This window comes from Pseudomonas putida, from assembly GCA_029953615.1.
Lineage (GTDB): Bacteria > Pseudomonadota > Gammaproteobacteria > Pseudomonadales > Pseudomonadaceae > Aquipseudomonas.
In genome coordinates, this window is record CP124529.1 from 2,311,205 (window position 1) to 2,334,878 (window position 23,674).

Annotated in this window: 22 protein-coding genes and 1 pseudogene; 4 read left to right on the plus strand and 19 right to left on the minus strand. The window is 59.1% G+C overall.

Features of this window, described 5'->3' with window-relative positions; translation table 11 throughout:
- Positions 1–50: 50 nt before the first annotated feature.
- From QIY50_10570 to rpmH, 18 genes and pseudogenes are all read right to left on the minus strand, one after another.
- Complete coding sequence (locus QIY50_10570) at positions 51–476, minus strand: F0F1 ATP synthase subunit epsilon (protein ID WGV22564.1); 426 nt, start codon at positions 474–476, stop codon at positions 51–53.
- Positions 477–520: 44 nt separating this feature from the next.
- Positions 521–1,897 (minus strand): F0F1 ATP synthase subunit beta, encoded by a 1,377-nt coding sequence (gene atpD, locus QIY50_10575; GenBank protein ID WGV22565.1) that lies wholly within the window; start codon positions 1,895–1,897, stop codon positions 521–523.
- Between the two features lie 27 nt (positions 1,898–1,924).
- Positions 1,925–2,785 carry a F0F1 ATP synthase subunit gamma gene (gene atpG / locus QIY50_10580; GenBank protein WGV22566.1) on the minus strand — a complete coding sequence of 287 codons (861 nt, stop codon included), beginning with the start codon at positions 2,783–2,785 and terminating at the stop codon, positions 1,925–1,927.
- A 48-nt stretch (positions 2,786–2,833) separates the two neighbouring features.
- A complete protein-coding gene (gene atpA, locus QIY50_10585) occupies positions 2,834–4,378 on the minus strand; it encodes a F0F1 ATP synthase subunit alpha (GenBank protein WGV22567.1) in 1,545 nt (514 codons plus the stop codon).
- A gap of 21 nt (positions 4,379–4,399) precedes the next feature.
- Positions 4,400–4,936, minus strand: coding sequence for a F0F1 ATP synthase subunit delta (locus QIY50_10590; protein ID WGV22568.1), 537 nt, complete (start codon positions 4,934–4,936; stop codon positions 4,400–4,402).
- Positions 4,937–4,948: 12 nt separating this feature from the next.
- A pseudogene (locus tag QIY50_10595) lies at positions 4,949–5,420 on the minus strand (F0F1 ATP synthase subunit B).
- Between the two features lie 57 nt (positions 5,421–5,477).
- On the minus strand, positions 5,478–5,735 hold the full coding sequence (atpE, locus tag QIY50_10600) for a F0F1 ATP synthase subunit C (GenBank protein ID WGV22569.1): 258 nt from the start codon (positions 5,733–5,735) through the stop codon (positions 5,478–5,480).
- Between the two features lie 144 nt (positions 5,736–5,879).
- Positions 5,880–6,749: a F0F1 ATP synthase subunit A gene (atpB, locus tag QIY50_10605; GenBank protein ID WGV22570.1), complete on the minus strand. Its 870-nt coding sequence runs from the start codon at positions 6,747–6,749 to the stop codon at positions 5,880–5,882.
- A gap of 16 nt (positions 6,750–6,765) precedes the next feature.
- The gene (locus QIY50_10610) at positions 6,766–7,173 is read right to left on the minus strand and encodes a F0F1 ATP synthase subunit I (GenBank protein WGV22571.1); all 408 of its coding nucleotides are present in this window, start codon (positions 7,171–7,173) and stop codon (positions 6,766–6,768) included.
- Between the two features lie 148 nt (positions 7,174–7,321).
- On the minus strand, positions 7,322–8,194 hold the full coding sequence (locus QIY50_10615) for a ParB/RepB/Spo0J family partition protein (GenBank protein WGV22572.1): 873 nt from the start codon (positions 8,192–8,194) through the stop codon (positions 7,322–7,324).
- 9 nt (positions 8,195–8,203) lie between these two features.
- A complete protein-coding gene (locus QIY50_10620; GenBank protein WGV22573.1) occupies positions 8,204–8,995 on the minus strand; it encodes a ParA family protein in 792 nt (263 codons plus the stop codon).
- A gap of 18 nt (positions 8,996–9,013) precedes the next feature.
- Positions 9,014–9,664, minus strand: a complete 651-nt coding sequence (gene rsmG / locus QIY50_10625) for a 16S rRNA (guanine(527)-N(7))-methyltransferase RsmG (GenBank protein WGV22574.1) — start codon at positions 9,662–9,664, stop codon at positions 9,014–9,016.
- Positions 9,661–11,553 (minus strand): tRNA uridine-5-carboxymethylaminomethyl(34) synthesis enzyme MnmG, encoded by a 1,893-nt coding sequence (gene mnmG / locus QIY50_10630; protein ID WGV22575.1) that lies wholly within the window; start codon positions 11,551–11,553, stop codon positions 9,661–9,663. The genes rsmG and mnmG overlap by 4 nt, the downstream gene beginning before the upstream one ends.
- Before the next feature lie 620 nt (positions 11,554–12,173).
- Complete coding sequence (gene mnmE / locus QIY50_10635) at positions 12,174–13,544, minus strand: tRNA uridine-5-carboxymethylaminomethyl(34) synthesis GTPase MnmE (protein ID WGV22576.1); 1,371 nt, start codon at positions 13,542–13,544, stop codon at positions 12,174–12,176.
- 87 nt (positions 13,545–13,631) lie between these two features.
- Positions 13,632–15,314 (minus strand): membrane protein insertase YidC, encoded by a 1,683-nt coding sequence (gene yidC / locus QIY50_10640; protein WGV22577.1) that lies wholly within the window; start codon positions 15,312–15,314, stop codon positions 13,632–13,634.
- Positions 15,315–15,316: 2 nt separating this feature from the next.
- The gene (gene yidD, locus QIY50_10645; protein WGV22578.1) at positions 15,317–15,562 is read right to left on the minus strand and encodes a membrane protein insertion efficiency factor YidD; all 246 of its coding nucleotides are present in this window, start codon (positions 15,560–15,562) and stop codon (positions 15,317–15,319) included.
- Positions 15,555–15,959, minus strand: coding sequence for a ribonuclease P protein component (gene rnpA, locus QIY50_10650; GenBank protein ID WGV23037.1), 405 nt, complete (start codon positions 15,957–15,959; stop codon positions 15,555–15,557). The genes yidD and rnpA overlap by 8 nt, the downstream gene beginning before the upstream one ends.
- 13 nt (positions 15,960–15,972) lie before the next feature.
- A complete protein-coding gene (gene rpmH, locus QIY50_10655) occupies positions 15,973–16,107 on the minus strand; it encodes a 50S ribosomal protein L34 (GenBank protein ID WGV22579.1) in 135 nt (44 codons plus the stop codon).
- A gap of 594 nt (positions 16,108–16,701) precedes the next feature.
- On the opposite strand from rpmH, the gene dnaA reads away from it, so the two are divergent.
- From dnaA to gyrB, 4 genes are read left to right on the plus strand one after another with little or no spacing between them, the layout of a single operon-like run.
- Positions 16,702–18,240 (plus strand): chromosomal replication initiator protein DnaA, encoded by a 1,539-nt coding sequence (gene dnaA, locus QIY50_10660; GenBank protein ID WGV22580.1) that lies wholly within the window; start codon positions 16,702–16,704, stop codon positions 18,238–18,240.
- Positions 18,241–18,280: 40 nt separating this feature from the next.
- Positions 18,281–19,384, plus strand: coding sequence for a DNA polymerase III subunit beta (gene dnaN / locus QIY50_10665; GenBank protein ID WGV22581.1), 1,104 nt, complete (start codon positions 18,281–18,283; stop codon positions 19,382–19,384).
- 15 nt (positions 19,385–19,399) lie between these two features.
- A complete protein-coding gene (recF, locus tag QIY50_10670) occupies positions 19,400–20,503 on the plus strand; it encodes a DNA replication/repair protein RecF (protein ID WGV22582.1) in 1,104 nt (367 codons plus the stop codon).
- A 4-nt stretch (positions 20,504–20,507) separates the two neighbouring features.
- On the plus strand, positions 20,508–22,928 hold the full coding sequence (gene gyrB / locus QIY50_10675) for a DNA topoisomerase (ATP-hydrolyzing) subunit B (protein WGV22583.1): 2,421 nt from the start codon (positions 20,508–20,510) through the stop codon (positions 22,926–22,928).
- A 205-nt stretch (positions 22,929–23,133) separates the two neighbouring features.
- Here the strand turns inward: gyrB and QIY50_10680 are convergent, their stop codons facing one another.
- Entirely contained in the window at positions 23,134–23,505 is a 372-nt protein-coding gene (locus QIY50_10680) for an RcnB family protein (protein WGV22584.1), read from the minus strand.
- Positions 23,506–23,674: the final 169 nt, after the last annotated feature.

Sequence of the window (23,674 nt, forward strand, 5' to 3'; positions counted from 1 at the left end):
AGGGTAGCCGATGGCTACCCTTGTTCTCAATCTACATGAAGCCTGCGGAATTAACCGCCGAACTTCTTGCGGATCTGCTGGACGGTACGCAGCTGTGCTGCGGCCTCGGCCAGACGTGCGGATGCGGCACTGTAGTCGAAATCCGCGCCTTTCTCATGCAGGGCCTTCTCAGCTGCCTTGACGGCATCCTGAGCGGAGGCTTCGTCCAGGTCGGCTGCACGCTGCACGGTGTCGGCGAGTACCTTGACCATGTTCGGCTGCACTTCCAGGAAGCCACCGGAGATGTAGAACACCTCGCGCTCGCCACCCTGCTTGGTCAGCGTGATCGGACCAGGCTTGAGATTGGTGATCAGCGGCGCGTGGCCCGGAGCGATACCAAGATCACCCAGGTTACCGTGCGCAACTACCATCTCGACCAGGCCGGAGAAAATCTCTCCTTCCGCGCTGACGATATCGCAATGGACTGTCATAGCCATCTGCTTGCCTCAACCTGATTAGCGCCCCTTTCGGGGCGCCGGGATTACAGTTTCTTGGCTTTCTCGATCGCTTCGTCGATGCTGCCGACCATGTAGAACGCTTGTTCTGGCAGGTGGTCGTAGTCACCTTTGAGGATGCCGCTGAAGCCAGCGATGGTGTCTTTCAGGGAAACGTACTTGCCTGGCGAACCGGTGAAGACTTCGGCCACGAAGAACGGCTGCGACAGGAAGCGCTGGATCTTACGAGCGCGGGCTACCAGTTGCTTGTCGGCTTCGGACAGTTCGTCCATACCCAGGATCGCGATGATGTCCTTCAGCTCTTTGTAGCGCTGCAGAACATACTGAACGCCACGAGCGGTCTCGTAGTGTTCGTTGCCGATCACGTTCGGGTCCAGCTGGCGCGAAGTCGAGTCCAGTGGGTCGACCGCTGGGTAGATACCCAGGGAGGCGATGTCACGGGACAGAACGACGGTGGCGTCCAGGTGGGCGAAGGTGGTGGCTGGCGACGGGTCGGTCAGGTCGTCCGCAGGTACGTATACGGCCTGCACGGAGGTGATCGAACCTTCCTTGGTGGAGGTGATGCGCTCTTGCAGAACGCCCATCTCTTCAGCCAGGGTCGGCTGGTAACCTACCGCCGAAGGCATACGGCCCAGCAGTGCGGATACTTCGGTACCGGCCAGGGTGTAACGATAGATGTTGTCGACGAACAGCAGAACGTCGTTACCTTCGTCACGGAACTTCTCGGCCATGGTCAGGCCGGTCAGCGCTACGCGCAGACGGTTTCCTGGTGGCTCGTTCATCTGACCGTAGACCAGCGCTACCTTGTCGAGAACGTTGGAGTCCTTCATCTCGTGGTAGAAGTCGTTACCCTCACGAGTACGCTCACCCACACCAGCGAACACGGAATAACCGCTGTGTTCCATGGCGATGTTACGGATCAGTTCCATCATGTTTACGGTCTTGCCGACGCCGGCACCACCGAACAGACCAACCTTACCACCCTTGGCGAACGGGCAGACCAGGTCGATAACCTTGATGCCGGTTTCCAGCAGGTCGTTGCCGCCTGCCTGGTCAGCGAACGAAGGCGCTGGCTGGTGGATACCGCGACGCTCTTCTTCGCCGATCGGGCCGGCTTCGTCGATCGGGTTGCCCAGTACGTCCATGATACGGCCCAGGGTGGCCTTACCAACTGGAACGGAAATGGCAGCGCCGGTGTCGACGACATCCAGACCGCGCTTCAGGCCTTCGGTCGAGCCCATCGCAATGGTACGAACCACGCCGTCGCCCAGCTGCTGCTGAACTTCCAGGGTGGTTTCCGCGCCTTGTACTTTCAGCGCGTTGTAAACACTCGGCACGACGTCACGTGGGAATTCCACGTCGATGACGGCGCCGATGATTTGAACGATACGTCCGCTACTCATAGCTGGATCCTCTGAATTTTTGAACCGTTAAACCGCGGCAGCGCCGCCGACGATTTCCGAGATCTCCTGGGTGATCGCAGCCTGACGCGCCTTGTTGTAGATCAGCTGGAGCTCTTTGATCAAATCACCGGCGTTGTCTGTGGCGTTCTTCATGGCGATCATCCGGGCCGCTTGCTCAGCAGCGTTGTTCTCGACCACCGCCTGGTACACCTGCGACTCCACGTAACGCACCATCAAGCCGTCCAGCAGCTCTTTTGCGTCGGGTTCGTACAGGTAATCCCAGTGATGCTTGAGATCCTGATCCGGGGTTGCCACCAACGGTACCAATTGCTCGACCGTCGGTTTTTGGGTCATGGTGTTGATGAACTTGTTCGAAACCACCGAGAGGTGATCGATACGGCCGTCCAGGTAGGCGTCCAGCATCACTTTGACGGAGCCGATCAGATCGTTGATCGATGGCTCTTCGCCCAGGTGGCTGATCGCGGCTACGACGTTGCCGCCAAAGTTGCGGAAGAATGCCGCACCCTTGCTGCCGATCACGCACAGGTCGATTTCCACGCCCTGTTCGCGGTTTGCGTTCATGTCCTTGACCAGGGCCTTCAACAGGTTGGTGTTCAAGCCACCGCACAGACCACGGTCACTGCTCACCACGATGTAACCGGCGCGCTTTACAGGGCGCTCGATCATGAACGGGTGGCGGTATTCCGGGTTGGCGTTGGCCAGATGACCGATCACCTGGCGGATACGCTCCGCGTAAGGACGGCTAGCTGCCATGCGCATTTGTGCCTTGCGCATCTTGCTGACCGCCACTTTCTCCATGGCGCTGGTAATTTTTTGCGTGCTTTTGATGCTCGCAATCTTACTGCGAATCTCTTTTGCGCCTGCCATGTATCACCTATCAGGTTAGCAAGCGGGGGCCGCGGCCCCCGCTGCGGCTTACCAGGTCTGGGTGGCCTTGAACTTCTCGATACCGGCTTTCATGCCAGCGTCGATTTCGTCGTTGAAGTCACCCTTCACGTTGATCTTGGCCATCAGTTCGGCGTGATCACGGTTGAAGTAGGCGATCAGCGCTTGCTCGAAGCTGCCGACCTTGGAGACTTCCACGTCAGTCAGGAAACCACGCTCAGCGGCGTACAGCGACAGGGCCATGTCCGCGATGGACATTGGCGCGTACTGCTTCTGCTTCATCAGCTCGGTTACGCGCTGACCATGCTCCAGCTGCTTGCGGGTCGCTTCGTCCAGATCGGAAGCGAACTGGGCGAATGCAGCCAGTTCACGGTACTGAGCCAGTGCGGTACGGATACCACCAGACAGTTTCTTGATGATCTTGGTCTGAGCGGCACCACCTACGCGGGATACCGAAACACCGGCGTTCACTGCAGGGCGGATGCCCGAGTTGAACATGGCCGATTCCAGGAAGATCTGACCGTCGGTGATGGAAATCACGTTGGTCGGAACGAACGCGGAAACGTCGCCAGCCTGGGTTTCGATGATCGGCAGGGCGGTCAGGGAACCGGTCTTGCCAGTGACTGCGCCGTTGGTGAACTTCTCGACGTACTCTTCCGAAACGCGCGATGCACGCTCCAGCAGACGGGAGTGGAGATAGAACACGTCGCCTGGGTACGCTTCGCGTCCTGGTGGACGGCGCAGCAGCAGGGAGATCTGGCGGTAGGCAACGGCCTGCTTGGACAGGTCATCGTAAACGATCAGGGCGTCTTCACCGCGGTCACGGAAGTATTCGCCCATGGTGCAGCCGGCGTATGGCGCCAGGAACTGCAGTGCGGCGGATTCCGAAGCACTGGCAACGACCACGATGGTGTTGGCCAGGGCGCCGGTTTCTTCCAGCTTGCGAACGATGTTGGCAACGGTGGAACGCTTTTGGCCGACTGCAACATAAACACAGAAAATACCGGAGTCTTTCTGGTTGATGATGGCGTCGATGGCCATGGCGGTCTTACCGATCTGACGGTCACCGATGATCAGCTCGCGCTGGCCACGGCCGACAGGGATCATGGCGTCGACGGATTTGTAGCCAGTCTGTACAGGCTGATCTACCGATTTACGCCAGATAACGCCCGGAGCGACCTTTTCGACCGCGTCGGTTTCGGTGGTGGTCAGAGGACCTTTGCCATCGATCGGGTTACCCAGAGCGTCGACGACGCGGCCCAGCAGGCCTTTGCCCACCGGAACTTCCAGGATGCGACCGGTGCACTTGGCGCTCATGCCTTCGGCGAGGGTGTCATAGGCACCCAGGATCACTGCACCTACGGAGTCTTGCTCCAGGTTCAGGGCCATGCCGAAGACGCTGCCAGGGAACTCGATCATTTCGCCGTACATGACGTCGGCCAGACCGTGGATCCGCACGATACCGTCGGATACCGAAACAACGGTACCTTCGTTACGGGCTTGGGAGCTCACATCGAGGTTGTCGATGCGGCCCTTGATGATTTCACTAATTTCGGAAGGATTGAGTTGCTGCATTGCTCTGCTGCCCCTTCAAACTCAAGATTTCAATGCTTCGGCCAGTTTCGCGATCTTGCCGCGAACAGAGCCATCGATTACCAGGTCACCGGCGCGGATGACGACGCCGCCAATCAGGCTGGCATCCTCCGACGCGTGCAGGCGCACTTCCTGGCCTAACCGTGCACTGAGAACCTTGGCGAGTTTGTCTTGCTGTTCTTGGTTCAACGCGAAGGCACTGGTGACTTCCACGTCCACGGATTTCTCTTGCTCGGCCTTGTACAGGTCGAACAGGGCGGCAATCTCCGGCAGAAGCAGGAGACGGTCGTTTTCCGCGGCAACATGAATGAAATTCCGTGCCTGTGCATTGAACTTGTCACCGCACACGTCAATGAACGTGGCGGCCTTTTCTGCGCTCGTCAGTCGCGGGGCCTTGAGCAGGCGCTGCATGGTGTCGTCTTGCGACACCGCAGCAGCCAGGCCGAGCATGGCTGACCAATTGGCCAGTTGCTGATGGGCCTGGGCATGCTCAAAGGCAGCCTTAGCGTAAGGTCGGGCCAACGTGGTCAGTTCTGCCATGATCGCCCTCGCTTAAATTTCAGCGGCCAGTTTGTTAACCAGCTCCGCATGCGCGTTTTGATCGATTGTGGCGCCAAGGATCTTTTCAGCACCGCCAACGGCCAGGGCACCCACTTGGGCACGCAGGGCGTCTTTAGCGCTGTTCAGTTCCTGTTCGATCTCGGCCAGAGCCTGAGCCTTCACACGGTCAGCTTCGACGCGGGCCTGATCACGGGCTTCCTCGACAAGCTGAGCAGCGCGCTTCTTGCTTTGCTCAATGATTTCGGCTGCCTGTGCTTTAGCTTCACGCAGTTGCTGACCCACTTTCTCTTGGGCCAGCTCCAGGTACGCGAGCTGCGCGGTTGGCAGCGTCCAAGCCGTCGGCAATCTTCTTTTGACGCTCTTGCAGAGCAGTGATGACCGGAGGCCATACGTACTTCATGCAGAAGAGTACAAAAATCAGAAAAGCAACGGATTGGCCAATCAGGGTTGCATTAATGTTCACGCCAACACCTCGCTCGGTCTTAATTCATCACAGCCATCAACTCGTGGGTACGAGTGATTAGCCGGCGATCTGACCAACGAAGGGGTTCGCGAAGGTGAAGAACAGAGCGATACCAACACCGATCATGGTTACGGCGTCGAGCAGACCGGCAACGATGAACATTTTCACCTGCAGCATCGGAACCATTTCAGGCTGACGAGCAGCGCCTTCCAGGAACTTGCCGCCCAGCAGGCCGAAACCAATGGCGGTACCCAGAGCACCCAGGCCGATCAGCAGAGCAACAGCGATAGCGGTCAGACCAACTACAGTTTCCATCTTTCCTCCCGACTTTTACGTCGTATTGGTTAGGTTTTTAGTTTGAAGCGGTAAAACAAATCGTTTGGTACAGCATGCCCTTGCGGACTTTTTAAGCCCTCCCCCCAAACGAGCGGGGAAGGCTATCAGACACGCCAGGCGGTCTTAATGGTTATCTTCGTGAGCCATCGACAGGTAGACGATGGTAAGCATCATGAAGATGAAGGCTTGCAGGGTGATGATCAGGATGTGGAACACTGCCCACGCCCACTGCAGCACCACACCCAGGCCACTGAGCCAGAGGATGCCGGCGCCGAACATCACGGCGATCAGGATGAACACCAGCTCGCCGGCGTACATGTTGCCGAACAGACGCAGTGCCAGCGAGATCGGCTTGGCGATCAGGGTGACGAATTCCAGCAGGAAGTTGACCGGAATCAGCAGGATCTGCACGAAGATGTTCTTGCTGCCGAACGGGTGCAGGGTCAGTTCACCGATGAAACCGCCCAGGCCCTTGACCTTGATGCTGTAGAAGATGATCAGGGCGAACACGCAGAAGGCCATGGCCAGGGTCGCGTTCGGGTCGGTGGTCGACACGGCGCGGAACGGAATGTGCGGGTCACCGGAGATCAGGATGGCCAGCTGAGGAATCCAGTCGACCGGTACCAGGTCGATGGCGTTCATCAGGAACACCCAGACGAAGATGGTCAGCGCCAGCGGGGCGATTACCGGGCTACGGCCGTGGAAGGAGTCCTTCACGCTGCCGTTGACGAAGTCCACCAGCACTTCAACGAAGTTCTGCAGGCCGCCAGGTTGGCCGGAAGTCGCCTTCTTGGCCGCCATGCGGAAGATGAACAGGAAGATCAGACCCAGCGCGACGGACCAACCCAGGGTGTCCAGGTGGAACGCCCAGAAGCCCATTGCCTTGGCTTCTGCAGCCGAATGGGCGAAGCCCCAGCTGCCGTCTGGTAGTTGACCGTAGGTCAGGTTCTGCAAGTGGTGCTGGATATAGCCCGAAGCGGTTTCTGCTGCCATGGTTGCCTCAAACGCCCTAAGGTCTCGAAAGTCTTTTATTCATCAGCAGGGGCGCGAACCAGCTGACCAAAAGGGTCAACACGAAGACGCCGAATACTGCTAACGGCGCCAGTGGCTTCACTCCTGCGAAGGTCAGTGCAAAAAGCACTGCCGTCAAAATCATCTTGCCTGCCTCGCCAGCGTAGAACGACTTGACGATGGCTTGTGCCGCCCGAGCCCCGCTGAAGCGAAAAGCCTTCCAGGCGAAATACACATTGGGTAGCCAGGCAATCAAGCCTCCACAAAGGCCTGAATATCCACTGACCGCCCCTTTCCACTGCCACAACACCAACGTTGCCAGCAGCAGTACGACGAATTGAGCCAGCAGTACCGGGAAAACCGCCCAGCGATGGAAAGGCAAGCGGTTTGGCGTGCGGATTTCCATCACAACTGCTCCTCGGAAGTCGACCAACAAGTCAGCTATGACTTGGCATAATTTGTGCCGACAAAATGCGCGCAGAGTATAGGGGTGGATTAACCCCTATTCAACTCTTCGTAGTGATTTCCGACTGCACGCTACAACAGGAATTGTTTCAGCGGATGTGAGCAAGCACACCTTGCAACTCGTCAAGCGAGTTGTAGCGAATAACCAACTGGCCTTTGCCCTTGTTGCCATGACGGATCTGCACGGCCGAGCCCAGGCGCTCTGCAAGCCGCTGTTCAAGGCGTGCGATATCCGGATCAGGTTTGCTCGGTTCGACCGGATCAGGTTTGTCGCTGAGCCATTGACGGACCAGTGCCTCGGTTTGGCGCACGGTGAGCCCACGTGCGACAACATGACGCGCCCCCTCTTCCTGACGGTGTTCTTCCAGGCCGAGCAATGCACGGGCGTGGCCCATCTCCAGGTCGCCATGGGCGAGCATGGTCTTGATCGCATCCGGCAGGGTGATCAGGCGCAGCAGGTTGGCCACGGTTACCCGCGACTTGCCCACGGCATCAGCCACCTGCTGCTGGGTGAGCTCGAACTCCTGCTGCAGGCGCTGCAGGGCCAGGGCTTCTTCCAGCGGGTTGAGGTCTTCACGCTGGATGTTCTCGATCAGCGCCATGGCGATGGCGGCTTCGTCGGGCACTTCACGGACCATGGCCGGAATCTTGTCCAGGCCAGCCTGCTGGGTGGCGCGCCAGCGGCGCTCACCGGCGATGATCTCGTAGCGGTTGCCATCGATCGGGCGCACCACGATCGGCTGCATCACGCCATGGTTGCGAATCGAGTGCGCTAGCTCTTCCAGCGCCTGCGGGTCCATGTCCCGGCGTGGCTGGTACTTGCCACGCTGGATCAACTCGACCGGCAGGTGTTGCAGTTCTTTCTGGTCGATCTTCACAGCCTGCTCTTCGAGCGCGCTGACGGAAGGACCACTGAGCAGTGCATCCAACCCACGTCCGAGACCCCGTTTCTTGACGGCCATACGGATTCCTTAAGTTGTTTGTGCAGTGCGTGACTGACGGCGTTGACGGCGTACCAGTTCACCGGCCAGGGCCAGATAAGCGAGTGCGCCGCGCGATTGCTTGTCGTAGGCCAGGGCCGGCATGCCGAAGCTCGGTGCCTCGGCCAGGCGAATGTTGCGAGGAATGACCGTGTCGTACAGCTGCGGGCCAAAGTGCTCCTTCAGCTGCGCAGAGACGTCGTTGTTCAGGCTCAGGCGCGGATCGTACATGGTCCGCAGCAAGCCCTCGATCTTCAGTTCGGGGTTCAGCCGGGCGGCGATGCGCTTGATGTTATCCACAAGGTCGCTGAGACCTTCCAGGGCGTAGTACTCGCACTGCATCGGGATGATCACGCCATCGGAGGCGACCAGGGCGTTCAGGGTGAGCATCGACAGCGACGGCGGGCAGTCGATGAGGATGTAGTCGTAGTTCTCGCGGATCGGCGCCAGGGCGTTGCGCAGGCGGCTCTCCTTGACCTGCATTTCCAGCAGCACCACTTCGGCGGCGGTCAGGTCACGGTTGGCCGGCAGCAACTGGAAACCACCGTGTTCGGAGTAATGCATGGCCTGGGCCAGGTCGCATTCCCCGATCAGCAGGTCGTAGACCGAGTGCTCGAGCTCGTGCTTGTCCACACCGCTGCCCATGGTGGCGTTGCCCTGCGGATCGAGGTCGATCAGCAGCACGCGACGCTTGGTCGCGGCCAGCGAGGCGGCGAGATTGATACAGGTGGTTGTCTTGCCCACACCACCTTTCTGGTTCGCGATTGCGAATACCTTAGCCATTGTTGCGTGTGTTCCCAGTCATGCCTTGCGGCGCAGTATCAGCAGATGGCGCTGGCCCTGGCAACCTGGAACGGTCAGGGCCTGCTCGCTTTCCACTGTGAAGTCTGCGGGCAATGCTACCAGTTCATCGGCAGGATGCAGCCCCTTCATTGCAAGCCATTGCGTCCCGGTGTCGCCCAGGTGGCGGGTCCAGTTGGTGAAGTTCTCCATGCTGCTGAAGGCGCGAGAGATGATTCCGCTGAACGGTTGTGCCGGCTGGAAGGCCTCGACCCGGCTGTGGATAACCGTGAGGTTGTCCAGTTTGAGCTCCATTTTCACCTGGGTCAGAAAGCGGGTCTTCTTGCCATTGGCGTCCAGCACCGTCACGCGCTTGTGCGGATGCAGGATAGCCAACGGAATACCGGGCATGCCACCGCCACTGCCGACATCCAGCCAGTTGTCACGCTCGCTGTGGATAAACGGCATGACACTGAGGCTGTCGAGCAGGTGGCGCGACACCATCTCGTCCGGGTCGCGCACGGCAGTGAGGTTGTAGGCTTTGTTCCATTTGATCAACAGGGCCAGGTAGCCGAGCAGCTTTTCGTGATGCTCGGGGGTCAGCTCGACCCCGAGCTGGCGCGCACCTGTGGACAACTCTTCGGCGTGTTGCGGGGTGACCAGGGAACTCAAGCGCTTTGCTCCAATTCGCGGCCAGCGCCGCGTTTTTTCAAGTGAATCAGCAACAGGGAAATCGCCGCCGGGGTCACGCCCGGAATGCGCGAAGCCTGGCCCAGGGTTTCCGGGCGGGTCTGGCCCAGCTTGCCCTGGATTTCCTTGGACAGGCCCGAAATCGTCGAGTAATCGATATCCACAGGCAGGCGGGTGTCTTCGCTGGCACGCAGGCGGGCGATTTCATCCTGTTGGCGGTCGATGTAACCGGCGTACTTGGTGCGGATTTCGACCTGCTCAGCGACCTGTGGATCGATCGCTTCGCCGCCGGTGGCCTCGATCAGCCCGGCGTAGTCGATTTCCGGACGCGCCAGCAGGTTCAGCAAACTGTACTCGTGGCTGAGCGGGGTGCCGAACTTATCCACAATGGCTTGGCCTTGCTCGGTATTCGGGCGCACCCAGGTCGACTTCAGGCGCTGCTCCTCGCGCTCGATGCCGTCGCGCTTGGCGCAGAAGGCGGCCCAGCGCTGGTCGTCGATCAAGCCGAGTTCGCGGCCCTTTTCGGTCAGGCGCAGGTCGGCGTTGTCTTCGCGCAGGATCAGGCGGTACTCGGCACGCGAAGTGAACATGCGGTACGGCTCCTGGGTACCCAGGGTAATCAGGTCGTCGACCAGTACACCGATGTACGCCTCGTCGCGGCGCGGGCACCAGCTGTCACGGCCCTGCGCTCGCAGAGCCGCGTTGGTCCCGGCCAGCAAACCCTGGGCGCCGGCTTCTTCATAACCGGTGGTGCCGTTGATCTGGCCGGCGAAGAACAGGCCACCGATGACTTTGGTCTCGAGGCTGTACTTGAGGTCGCGCGGGTCGAAGTAGTCGTATTCGATGGCATAGCCCGGGCGCACGATGTGGGCGTTTTCCATGCCGCGGATCGAACGCACCAGCTCCAGCTGCACGTCGAACGGCAGCGAAGTGGAAATACCGTTGGGGTAGAGCTCATGGGTGGTCAGGCCTTCCGGCTCGATGAACACCTGGTGGCTTTCCTTGTCGGCAAAGCGGTGGATCTTGTCTTCGATCGACGGGCAGTAGCGCGGGCCGACACCTTCGATCACGCCCGAGTACATCGGCGAACGATCGAGGTTCGAGGCAATGATTTCGTGGGTGCGCGCATTGGTATGGGTAATCCAGCAGCTCACCTGGCGCGGGTGCATCTGGGCATTGCCCATGAACGACATGACCGGGATCGGCGTATCACCCGGCTGCTCGGTCATTACCGAGAAGTCCACCGAACGGCCGTCGATGCGTGGCGGAGTACCGGTTTTCAGGCGACCGACGCGCAGCGGCAGTTCACGCATACGGTGGGCCAGGGCGATCGAAGGCGGATCACCAGCGCGACCACCGGAATGGTTTTGCAGACCAATGTGGATAAGCCCGCCGAGGAAGGTACCGGTGGTCAGTACCACCGATTCGGCGAAGAACCGCAGGCCCATCTGGGTCACTACGCCTTTGACCTGGTCCTGCTCGACGATCAGGTCATCGCACGACTGCTGGAATATCCACAGGTTTGGCTGGTTTTCCAGGATTTCACGCACCACGGCCTTGTAGATGGCGCGGTCGGCCTGTGCTCGGGTAGCGCGTACGGCCGGGCCCTTGCGGTTGTTCAAAACGCGGAACTGGATGCCGCTCTTGTCGGTGGCCAGCGCCATGGCGCCGCCGAGGGCATCGATCTCTTTGACCAGATGGCTTTTGCCAATACCGCCGATTGCGGGGTTGCAGCTCATGTGACCGAGGGTTTCCACGTTATGGGTCAGCAGCAGGGTTTTCACACCCATGCGTGCAGACGCAAGCGCAGCCTCGGTACCGGCATGGCCGCCGCCGATGACGATCACTTCAAAACGGGAAGGGAAATCCACCACGCACCTCGTGCCTGTTTTTGCGAATAGAGAAGGTAAGCGGACAAGTATAGGGACTTCACCCCCTTTAAAGAAACCGTCTGAGCAAAATTTGACCAATCTGTGGATGAGTGGCAGACAACAGAAATCAAAGAAGAGAAATTTATAAAAGCTTTGTTTTTATGTTTATTCTTATGCACAGCCCTATCTGTGGATAAGGTTGTGAAGGCCTTTATCCACGCTGTATAGGGCAAGATTAAACCCTGTGGCTGGAGTGCCATGAGGGCTATGGATAACGTGATTTAGCCTGTGGATTAAATAGCAGTTTACCCACAGGCGGTTTTTTCCTCAGAAAAAGAGCCTGCTTATCAACGGAGCTGAAGGCGGGTTTTCCACAGGGCTCCCGAGCACGGATTCGAGCCTGTGAATGGAAAGAACATGGAGGTAGGCCTGGATGCGGACAAGGTGGGAGCGGGCCAAGCCCGCGAAAGCGTCGTTACAGCCACAGCGATTCAGGGCTTGTAAGGGCCTCTTCGCGGGCACGCCCGCTCCCACAGGTACCCGGTTATCTCCTGTAACGAATTACAGGCAAAAAAAAGCCGCTCCCGAAGGAGCGGCTCTTGGCCTTGCCTGGCTGTGGATTACTTGCCGATGCAGAAGCTGGAGAAGATCCTGCCCAACAGGTCGTCCGAGCTGAATGCCCCGGTAATCTCCCCCAAGGCCTGCTGCGCTTGGCGCAGGTCTTCCGCCAACAGCTCACCTGCGCCAGCCTGGGTCAGTTGTGCACGGCCGTGTTCCAGGTGCTCGCTGGCTTGGCGCAGGGCCTCCAGGTGGCGCCGGCGGGCGCTGAAACCACTCTCGGCAGTCTGTTCATAACCCATGCAGGCCTTCAGGTGGTCGCGCAGCAACTGCAGCCCTGCGTCATCCCCTTTGGCGCTGAGGGTGATCGTTACATGGCCGTCATCGCACTGTTCGAGCGCGACCCGCTCACCACTCAGGTCGGCCTTGTTGCGAATCAGCGTGACCTTGGCCGGATCAGGCCGCTGGTAGAGAAACTCTGGCCACAGGGCGAACGGGTCGCTGGCCTCGGGCGCGGTGGAGTCCACCACCAGCAACACCCGGTCAGCCTCGCCAATGGCCTTCAGTGCGCGTTCCACGCCGATCTTTTCCACGTGGTCATCGGTGTCGCGCAAACCGGCGGTATCGACCACATGCAGCGGCATGCCGTCGATGTGGATATGTTCGCGCAGGATGTCCCGCGTGGTGCCGGCGATATCGGTGACGATCGCCGCTTCACGCCCGGCCAGCTGGTTCAACAGGCTCGACTTGCCGGCATTCGGCCGACCGGCGATGACCACGGTCATGCCGTCACGCAGCAAGGCGCCCTGCCCGGCTTCACGCTGAACGGTGGATAACTCGCCGCGCACCGCATCGAGCATTGCCAGCACGTGGCCATCGGCGAGGAAGTCGATCTCTTCCTCGGGGAAGTCGATCGCCGCCTCGACGTAGATACGCAGGGCGATCAACGCCTCGGTCAGGCTGTGTACACGCTTGGAGAACTCCCCCTGCAGCGAGCGCAGGGCATTGCGCGCGGCCTGGCTGGAACTGGCCTCGATCAGGTCGGCAATGGCTTCGGCCTGGGCCAGGTCGAGCTTGTCATTGAGGAACGCGCGCTCGCTGAACTCGCCCGGGCGAGCCAGCCTGCAACCCACTTGTACACAACGCTGCAGCAGCATATCCAGCACCACCGGGCCACCGTGGCCTTGCAGCTCGAGCACATCCTCGCCAGTGAACGAATTCGGGCCGGGGAAGAACAGCGCGATCCCTTCGTCCAGCACCAGCCCTTCCTCGTCGCGGAACGGGCCGTAATGGGCATGGCGCGGGGTAAGCGTACGGCCGGTGATCAGCTGGCCGGCCTTGGCAGCCAGAGGGCCGGACAACCTGACAATCCCCACACCGCCACGGCCTTGGGCGGTGGCGATGGCGGCGATGGTTTCACGCACAGTGTTCATGCTCGAAAGCCTCTACGACAAAAACGACAGATAGCAAAAACGCCCCACTAGGGGGCGTTTTTATTCACAGGCTAGCGCAGTAGCCTGTCAAGCAGCAGCTTTTTTGCTGGCTGCTTCGATGCTACGGGTGATGTACCACTGCTGTGCGATCGACAGGCAGTTGTTCACAACCCAGTACAGCACCAGACCCGCCGGGAACCACAGGAAGAAGAAGGTGAAGATGATCGGCATCATTTTCATCACCTTGGCCTGCATCGGATCCGGCGGCGTAGGGTTCAGGCGCTGCTGGATGAACATGGTGGCGCCCATGATGATCGGCAGGATGAAGAACGGATCCTTGATCGACAGGTCGGTAATCCACAGCATCCATGGGGCCTGGCGCATTTCCACGCTTTCCAGCAGTACCCAGTACAGGGCCAGGAACACCGGCATCTGCACCAGGATCGGCAGGCAGCCGCCCAGCGGGTTGATCTTCTCTTTCTTGTACAGCTCCATCATCGCCTGGGACATCTTCTGGCGATCGTCACCGAAGCGTTCCTTCAGTGCAGCGAGCTTCGGCGCAACGGCACGCATACGCGCCATCGAACGGTAGCTGGCAGCCGACAGAGGGAAGAACAGGCCTTTGATCAGCATGGTCAGCACGATGATCGACCAGCCCCAGTTACCCAGCAGGCTGTGGATATGTTGCAGCAGCCAGAAGATCGGTTGCGCGATGAACCACAGGAAGCCGTAGTCGACGGTCAGTTCCAGGCCTGGGGACAACTCTTTCAGCTTGGACTGGATTTTCGGGCCGGCGTACAGCATGGCACTGGTTTCGACTTTGCCGCCAGCAGGCACGCTGATGGCCGGGCCGGTGTAGCCGATGATGTAGTTGCCCTGGCTGTCCTTGCGGGTCTGAACAACGTTGTTGTCCGACTTGGCCGGAATCCAGGCGGTCACGAAGTAGTGTTGCAGCCAGGCAACCCAGCCGCCGGACACATTTTCTTTCAAACTACCTTTGTCGATGTCCTTCATCGAGACCTTTTTGTAAGGCTCGGAAGCTGTCCACAGGGCGGCGCCCAGGTAGGTAGCGGTGCCGGTGGCGGTGCTCGACGACGGATCGGAGCTGGCGTCACGCTTGAGCTGGGCAAACATGTTGCCGCTCCAGGCCTGGCCGCTCTGGTTGTCGATCAGGTAGCTAACGGTCAGGTCGTACTCACCGCGCTTGAAGCTGAAGCGCTTGATGTAGTTGACGCCGTTGTCGCTGAACTTCAGGTCGACTACCAGTTGCTGCTGGCCATCGGCCAACTGGTAACCCTTCTTGTCGGCAGCGTACAGCGGGCGACCGGCAGGTCGGGCATCCGGACCGTTGGTGCCGGTCAGGCCGCTTTGCGCCAGGTAGACACGCTCGCCACCGTTGTCGAACAGCTGGAACGGAATGTCCGGGTGATCCTGGCGACGCGGATACTGCGGCAGGTTCAGCTGGACGATGTCACCACCGACCGGATCGATAGCCAGCTCCAGGACATCGGTCTTGACCCGGATCAGGTCCTTGCTGACCGCGACCGGCGCCAGTTCGGCTGCGCTGGTTTCGGCGTTGGCGCTTGGTACATCGGCGCTGGCGCCGGCATTACCGGCCGGTACGCCATCCGGCAAGCCCGGGGCAACAGTGCTGGAAGCAGTATTCTGAGTCGGCAGGGCAGCCTGGCCGTAGTCCTGGTTCCACTTGAGGACCATGACGTAGGACACGATTGCCAGGGCGACGATCAGGATCGTGCGTTTAATATCCATGATTACTCGGCTATCGAAGAAGTTCGGGAGGAAGGAGCGGGAGGAACGGGATCGAAACCGCCGTCATTCCACGGATGACAACGCCCCAGGCGACGAACGGCTAGCCACCCACCACGCCAGAGGCCGTGGTTTTCAATGGCTTCATAAGCGTAACAGGAGCAACTGGGGAAGAAACGACAGTGGTTGGCCATCAGAGGACTAATGGCATAACGGTAAAACTGGATCGGAACGAGCGCCAGTTTACGCATCTTGGCTGTCTACCCCTGCGGAATTGGCGGTCACTGCTGGAGTTGGCCGGCTGCGCGCCAGGCGTTTCCAGAGTTTGCCAAAGTGTTGGTGCAATTCCGGGTTTTCTATCTCACCCAATCCCTTGCGCGCGACGATCACAATGTCCAACCCGGCAAGCAACTGCTGGTTCAGACGGAAGGAATCGCGCATCAAGCGCTTGAGGCGGTTGCGTTGAACGGCGAGCTTGACGCTCTTCTTGCCGATCACCAGGCCAAGGCGTGGGTGATCGAGGCCGTTCTCGCGAGCAAGGATCAGCAGGTTTTTCCCTGGAACCTTGCCGGTTGGGGAGTCGAAGACCGCTTTGAAATGCCGGGGTGTAAGCAGTCGCTTTTCCCGACTGAAGTCCTGACTCACCACCTGTGCCGAAAAATCAAATGGCCAGACGCTTACGGCCTTTGGCACGACGACGCGACAGAACAGCGCGGCCGTTCTTGGTAGCCATACGGGCACGGAAGCCGTGGGTGCGCGCGCGCTTGATGGTGCTTGGTTGGAAAGTACGTTTCATGGCGTATTACCTGGTTTGTCGACGACGGGCCGGGATGGCCCCCTTTTTAAGAGACCGGCGATTCTAGAGAAAGCAAGCCCGTAGGTCAATTTCCAACCAGTCTTTCCATATAGAGCACGTGATGGACGGTGCGTGCTTGTCCTTTACCGAGGGGTGCTTGATCGGACACACGAATCGGGGACAACATGAAAAAAAGAAGAGACATATAAAAAGCTTTTCTGAAGAATCTATAACTCTTAGGTGGATAACCGTCTGTGGATAACCTACCAAAGGCCAGAAAACACGCGCTGTACAGAGTTTCATAACTGTGTTCCAAACCGGTGCTGCGCTTGTTTTCTTCGTGGTCAAAAGCTGTGGATTAAATTGGCCCTTATCCACATCCGAGTTATCAACAGGCTTGACCTCAGGGTTGTGCATAGCGCTTATGGTAGCTTATCCACAGGGCTTATTCACAGCGCCACGAAGCTGTTTCGGTCGATAAATGGCTGTTTTGTCATGGTTCCTGGTGTGTCCACATGTGGATAACTGAACGCTCGACCGGTACAATGGCGGTTTGTTTTTGCCTCATCCGGCTTTCAAACTCAGGGGATATCCGTGTCAGTGGAACTTTGGCAGCAGTGCGTGGAGCTTCTGCGCGATGAACTGCCTGCCCAGCAATTCAACACCTGGATCCGTCCGCTACAGGTCGAAGCCGAAGGCGACGAGTTGCGCGTCTATGCGCCTAACCGTTTCGTTCTCGATTGGGTCAATGAAAAGTACCTGGGTCGTTTGCTCGAACTGTTGGGCGAAAACGGCAGCGGCATTGCGCCTGCCCTTTCCTTGTTGATCGGCAGCCGTCGCAGCTCGGCTCCACGTGCTGCGCCTAACGCGCCAGTGAGTGCCGCCGTGGCCGCTTCGCTGGCGCATACCCAGGCGCAGAGCCAGACATTGAAGGCAGTGCCGGCAGCTGTCGAACCGGTCGCCGTGGCCGCCGCCGAGCCTGTGCTTGTCGATGAACTGGCCGAGCCATCCTCGCGTGACAGCTTCGATGCCATGGCCGAGCCGGCTTCGGCGCCGGCGGGCGGTGCCCGGACAGAACAGCGCACCGTACAGGTTGAAGGTGCGCTCAAGCACACCAGCTACCTGAACCGTACTTTTACCTTTGACACCTTCGTCGAAGGTAAGTCGAACCAGCTGGCACGTGCGGCTGCGTGGCAGGTGGCCGACAACCCCAAGCATGGCTACAACCCGCTCTTCCTTTATGGTGGTGTGGGCCTGGGTAAAACCCACCTTATGCATGCTGTGGGTAACCATTTGCTGAAGAAGAACCCGAACGCCAAGGTCGTGTACCTACACTCGGAACGCTTCGTCGCGGACATGGTCAAGGCGCTGCAGCTCAACGCCATCAACGAATTCAAGCGCTTCTACCGCTCGGTGGATGCGTTGCTGATCGACGATATCCAGTTCTTCGCCCGTAAAGAGCGCTCTCAGGAAGAGTTTTTCCACACCTTCAACGCCTTGCTCGAGGGCGGCCAGCAGGTAATCCTTACCTCTGACCGCTACCCCAAGGAGATCGAAGGGCTGGAAGAGCGCCTGAAGTCACGCTTTGGTTGGGGTCTGACAGTGGCCGTCGAGCCACCGGAGCTTGAAACGCGGGTGGCTATCCTGATGAAGAAAGCCGACCAGGCCAAGGTCGAGCTGCCGCATGATGCAGCCTTCTTCATTGCCCAGCGTATCCGTTCCAACGTCCGCGAACTGGAAGGCGCATTGAAGCGGGTGATTGCTCACTCGCACTTCATGGGCCGCGACATCACCATCGAGCTGATCCGTGAGTCGCTCAAGGACCTGCTGGCGCTGCAGGACAAGCTGGTCAGTGTGGATAACATTCAACGCACTGTCGCCGAGTACTACAAGATCAAGATCTCTGATCTGTTGTCCAAGCGTCGTTCACGTTCTGTGGCGCGTCCACGTCAGGTGGCCATGGCCCTGTCCAAGGAGCTGACCAACCACAGTCTGCCGGAAATCGGCGACATGTTCGGTGGTCGCGACCATACGACCGTGCTGCACGCCTGCCGCAAGATCAACGAATTGAAGGAATCCGACGCGGACATCCGCGAGGACTACAAGAACCTGCTGCGGACGCTGACGACCTGATGGCCGTCTGCGCAGCTAATTGAAGGCAAGGGACTAGACCATGCATTTCACCATTCAACGCGAAGCCCTGTTGAAACCCCTGCAACTGGTCGCCGGTGTCGTCGAGCGCCGTCAGACCTTGCCGGTCCTGTCCAACGTATTGCTGGTGGTGCAAGGCCAGCAACTGTCGTTGACTGGTACCGACCTGGAAGTCGAACTGGTAGGCCGCGTGCAACTGGAAGAGCCGGCCGAGCCTGGCGAAATCACCGTCCCGGCGCGCAAGCTGATGGACATTTGCAAGAGCCTGCCGAACGATGCCCTGATCGATATCAAGGTCGACGAGCAGAAACTGTTGGTCAAGGCCGGCCGTAGCCGTTTCACCCTGTCGACCCTGCCGGCCAATGACTTCCCGACCGTGGAAGAAGGCCCGGGCTCGCTGACCTGCAACCTGGAACAGAGCAAGCTGCGTCGCTTGATCGAGCGCACCGGTTTCGCCATGGCCCAGCAGGATGTGCGCTACTACCTCAACGGTATGCTGCTGGAGGTTTCCCGCAACACGCTGCGTGCGGTGTCCACTGACGGCCACCGCTTGGCGCTGTGCTCCATGAGCGCGCCGATCGAGCAGGATGATCGCCATCAGGTCATCGTGCCACGCAAAGGTATCCTTGAACTGGCGCGCCTGCTTACTGACCCGGAAGGCATGGTGAGCATCGTTTTGGGCCAGCATCACATCCGCGCCACCACGGGTGAATTCACCTTCACCTCCAAACTGGTGGACGGCAAGTTCCCGGACTACGAGCGCGTACTGCCCAAGGGCGGTGACAAGCTGGTGGTCGGCGACCGCCAGGCGCTGCGTGAAGCCTTTAGCCGTACTGCGATTCTTTCCAACGAAAAGTACCGTGGTATCCGCCTGCAGCTGGCTGCTGGCCAACTGAAGATTCAGGCCAACAACCCCGAGCAGGAAGAAGCTGAAGAAGAAATCAGCGTAGACTACGATGGTAGCTCGCTGGAGATCGGCTTCAACGTCAGTTACCTGCTGGACGTGCTGGGCGTGATGACTACCGAGCAAGTTCGTCTGATCCTGTCGGATTCCAACAGCAGTGCCCTGCTGCAGGAAGCAGGTAACGACGATTCTTCCTACGTTGTCATGCCGATGCGTCTGTAACCCGTAGCAGGCGAAATGTCCCTTCGACGTATCATGGTCACCGCGGTGCGCAACTTGCACCCGGTGACACTCTCACCCTCCCCCCGCATCAACATCCTTTACGGCGCCAACGGCAGCGGCAAGACCAGTGTGCTCGAAGCCGTGCACCTGCTCGGGCTAGCGCGTTCATTCCGCAGCACCCGCCTGAACCCGGTTATCCAGTACGAACAGCCCGCCTGTACCGTATTTGGCGAAGTGCAATTGGCCGAGGGTGGCAGCAGCAACCTGGGTGTATCCCGGGAGCGACAAGGGGAGTTCACTATTCGCATAGATGGGCAGAATGCGCGTAGTGCCGCGCAGCTGGCAGAGTTACTGCCACTGCAGCTCATCAACCCAGACAGTTTCCGCCTGTTGGAAGGTGCCCCGAAAATACGTCGCCAGTTCCTGGATTGGGGAGTGTTCCACGTGGAACCTCGTTTCCTGCCGGCCTGGCAACGGCTGCAGAAGGCACTGCGGCAGCGGAACTCATGGTTGCGACATGGTACACTTGACCCAGCTTCGCAAGCCGCTTGGGACCGGGAATTGTGCCTGGCCAGCGCGGAAATAGATGAATACCGTCGCAACTACATCAAGGCCTTGAAGCCCGTCTTCGAGCGAACCCTGAGCGAACTGGTCGAGCTGGACGGGTTGACCCTGAGCTACTACCGAGGTTGGGACAAGGACCGGGAACTGCAAGAAGTACTCGCCTCCTCTCTCCTTCGCGATCAGCAGATGGGCCACACCCAGGCCGGTCCGCAGCGTGCTGATCTACGTCTTCGTCTGGCTGCCAACAATGCAGCCGACATCCTGTCGCGTGGTCAGCAAAAGCTGGTGGTGTGCGCTTTGCGCATTGCCCAAGGCCACCTCGTTAGCCAGGTTCGCCGCGGTCACTGTATTTATCTCGTGGATGACTTGCCGTCCGAACTGGACGACCAGCATCGCCGCGCGCTATGCCGCTTGCTTGAAGAGTTACGCTGCCAGGTGTTCATCACCTGTGTAGATCACGAATTACTGAGGGAAGGCTGGCAGACGGAAACGCCAGTTGCTTTGTTCCACGTGGAACAAGGCCGTATCACCCAGACCCACGACCATCGGGAGTGAATGCATGAGCGAAAATCAAACGTACGACTCCTCCAGCATCAAGGTGCTGAAAGGTTTGGATGCCGTGCGCAAGCGCCCCGGCATGTACATTGGCGACACCGATGATGGCAGCGGCCTGCACCACATGGTCTTCGAGGTGGTCGACAACTCGATCGACGAAGCCCTCGCTGGTCACTGCGATGACATCACCGTCATCATCCACCCGGACGAATCCATCAGTGTGCGCGACAACGGTCGCGGCATTCCGGTCGACGTGCATAAAGAAGAAGGCGTTTCCGCAGCCGAGGTCATCATGACCGTGCTGCACGCTGGCGGTAAGTTTGACGATAACTCCTACAAGGTATCCGGTGGTCTGCACGGTGTAGGTGTTTCTGTTGTGAATGCCCTGTCCGAGAAACTGGTACTGACCGTTCGCCGTAGCGGCAAAATCTGGGAACAGACCTACGTTCACGGTGTTCCACAGGCGCCGATGGCGGTTGTCGGTGACAGCGAAACCACCGGTACCCACATCCACTTCAAGCCATCGGCTGAAACCTTCAAGAACATTCACTTCAGCTGGGACATCCTGGCCAAGCGTATCCGCGAGCTGTCGTTCCTGAACTCGGGCGTTGGCATCCTGCTGAAGGATGAACGCAGCGGAAAAGAAGAGTTCTTCAAGTACGAAGGCGGCCTGCGTGCGTTCGTCGAATACCTGAACACCAACAAGACTCCGGTCAACTCCCAGGTTTTCCACTTCAACGTCCAGCGTGACGATGGCGTGGGTGTTGAAGTCGCCCTGCAATGGAACGACAGCTTCAACGAAAACCTGCTGTGCTTTACCAACAACATTCCACAGCGCGACGGCGGTACTCACCTGGTGGGCTTCCGTTCCTCGTTGACCCGTAGCCTGAACAGCTACATCGAGCAGGAAGGCCTGGCCAAGAAAAACAAGGTGGCGACCACCGGCGACGACGCCCGTGAAGGCCTGACCGCGATCATCTCGGTGAAGGTACCGGACCCTAAGTTCAGCTCGCAGACCAAGGACAAGCTGGTCTCCTCGGAGGTGAAAACCGCCGTGGAACAGGAGATGAACAAGTACTTCGCCGACTTCCTCCTGGAAAACCCGAACGAGGCCAAGGCCGTCGTTGGCAAGATGATCGACGCGGCCCGTGCCCGTGAAGCGGCACGTAAAGCCCGTGAGATGACTCGCCGTAAAGGCGCGCTGGATATTGCCGGCCTGCCAGGAAAACTGGCGGACTGCCAGGAAAAGGACCCTGCCCTTTCCGAACTGTACCTGGTGGAGGGTGACTCCGCGGGTGGCTCGGCGAAGCAAGGTCGCAACCGTCGTACCCAGGCGATCCTGCCGTTGAAGGGTAAAATCCTCAACGTCGAGAAAGCGCGCTTCGACAAGATGATCTCGTCCCAGGAAGTGGGCACGCTGATCACCGCACTGGGCTGCGGTATCGGGCGCGAAGAGTACAACATCGACAAGCTGCGTTATCACAACATCATCATCATGACCGATGCTGACGTTGACGGTTCGCACATCCGTACCCTGCTGCTGACCTTCTTCTTCCGTCAGCTGCCGGAGCTGGTAGAGCGCGGCTACATCTACATTGCCCAGCCACCGCTGTACAAGGTGAAGAAAGGCAAGCAGGAGCAGTACATCAAGGACGACGAGGCCATGGAAGAGTACATGACCCAGTCGGCCCTGGAAGATGCCAGCCTGCACCTGGACGAGTCGGCACCAGCTGTTTCCGGTGTGCAGCTGGAAGCGCTGGTGAATGAATTCCGCAGTGTCATGAAGACCCTCAAGCGCCTGTCGCGCTTGTATCCGGAAGAACTGACCGAGCACTTCATCTACCTGCCGGAGGTGACCCTGGAGCAATTGGGTGACCATGCTGTGATGCAAGCCTGGCTGGCCCAGTTCCAGGAGCGTCTGAACAGCAGCCAGAAGTCCGGCCTGGTTTACAAAGCCAGCCTGCGCGAAGACAAAGAGCGCAACGTATGGTTGCCAGAAGTGGAAGTTACCTCCCACGGTCTGGCCAGCTACGTCACCTTCAACCGGGACTTCTTCGGCAGCAATGACTACCGTACCGTAGTCAACATTGGCGCCAAGCTGTCCAGCTTGTTGGGTGAAGGTGCTTACGTGCAGCGCGGTGAGCGCCGCAAGGCAATTGTCGAGTTCAAGGAAGGCCTGGATTGGCTGATGAACGAAACCACCAAGCGCCATACTATCCAGCGATACAAAGGGCTGGGCGAGATGAACCCTGAGCAGCTGTGGGAAACCACCATGGACCCGACCGTCCGCCGTATGCTCAAGGTCACCATCGAGGATGCGATCGCTGCCGACCAGATCTTCAACACTCTGATGGGTGATGCGGTCGAGCCACGTCGTGACTTCATTGAAAGCAACGCGCTGTCGGTGTCGAACCTGGACTTCTGATCCGGGGTAGGTTCACAGAATAGAGCTGCACGTTCCAAAAATAGATGACCGGCCGGGCCCAGATTCTGGTCCCCGCCGGTCAACATCAAGCTCGCACGCGCGGGCTTTTTTTTGTCTCAGTTTTCTTGCAGCCCCACCTGAAGCCCGGGAAGGAGATTGGATGGCCATCGTCGTAGGCTGACAATGTTCCACGTGGAACAGGTATTTAGTAACCGTTGAGGACGTTGACGATCACACCACTGGCAATAGCCACCAGCACATAGTCCCCGTTCACATAGAACCACCGGTGATCACGCGGTGGCGCATACAGGTGGCGTGCTTTCCAGTCGGTCACCCAGTAACGGTCGCCACGGTAATGCGGGTCAACCACATGGCCACGCTGCCACTGTTGATGAGGTACCGGCATCCCCTGTTGTGAGCGGAAGTTCGGGTCTCGGTAAGCGGGACCGCGGCCATTATCATGTCGGCCTTGAGTCTTTGGCTGACCATGCGGTGGGTTGCCCTGGTGTGATGGGCCGCCATCATGCCGGTCAGGGGGGCCTGGCTGCGCGAAACTGGCCAAGGGGGCGCTGAGCATGAGCGCGGCGCAGATCACGGTCAGGGTTTTCTACATTTTGCGGTCCTCTGCATGTTGACGCCTGGCGGGAGCTGACTGGCTGCCAGGTTCGGTTAACTGATCAGACCACAATCATTCCCGCTTAATGTCAGGACAGAGGTAAAGGTCCGGTAAAGGTCTGAGAGGCGCG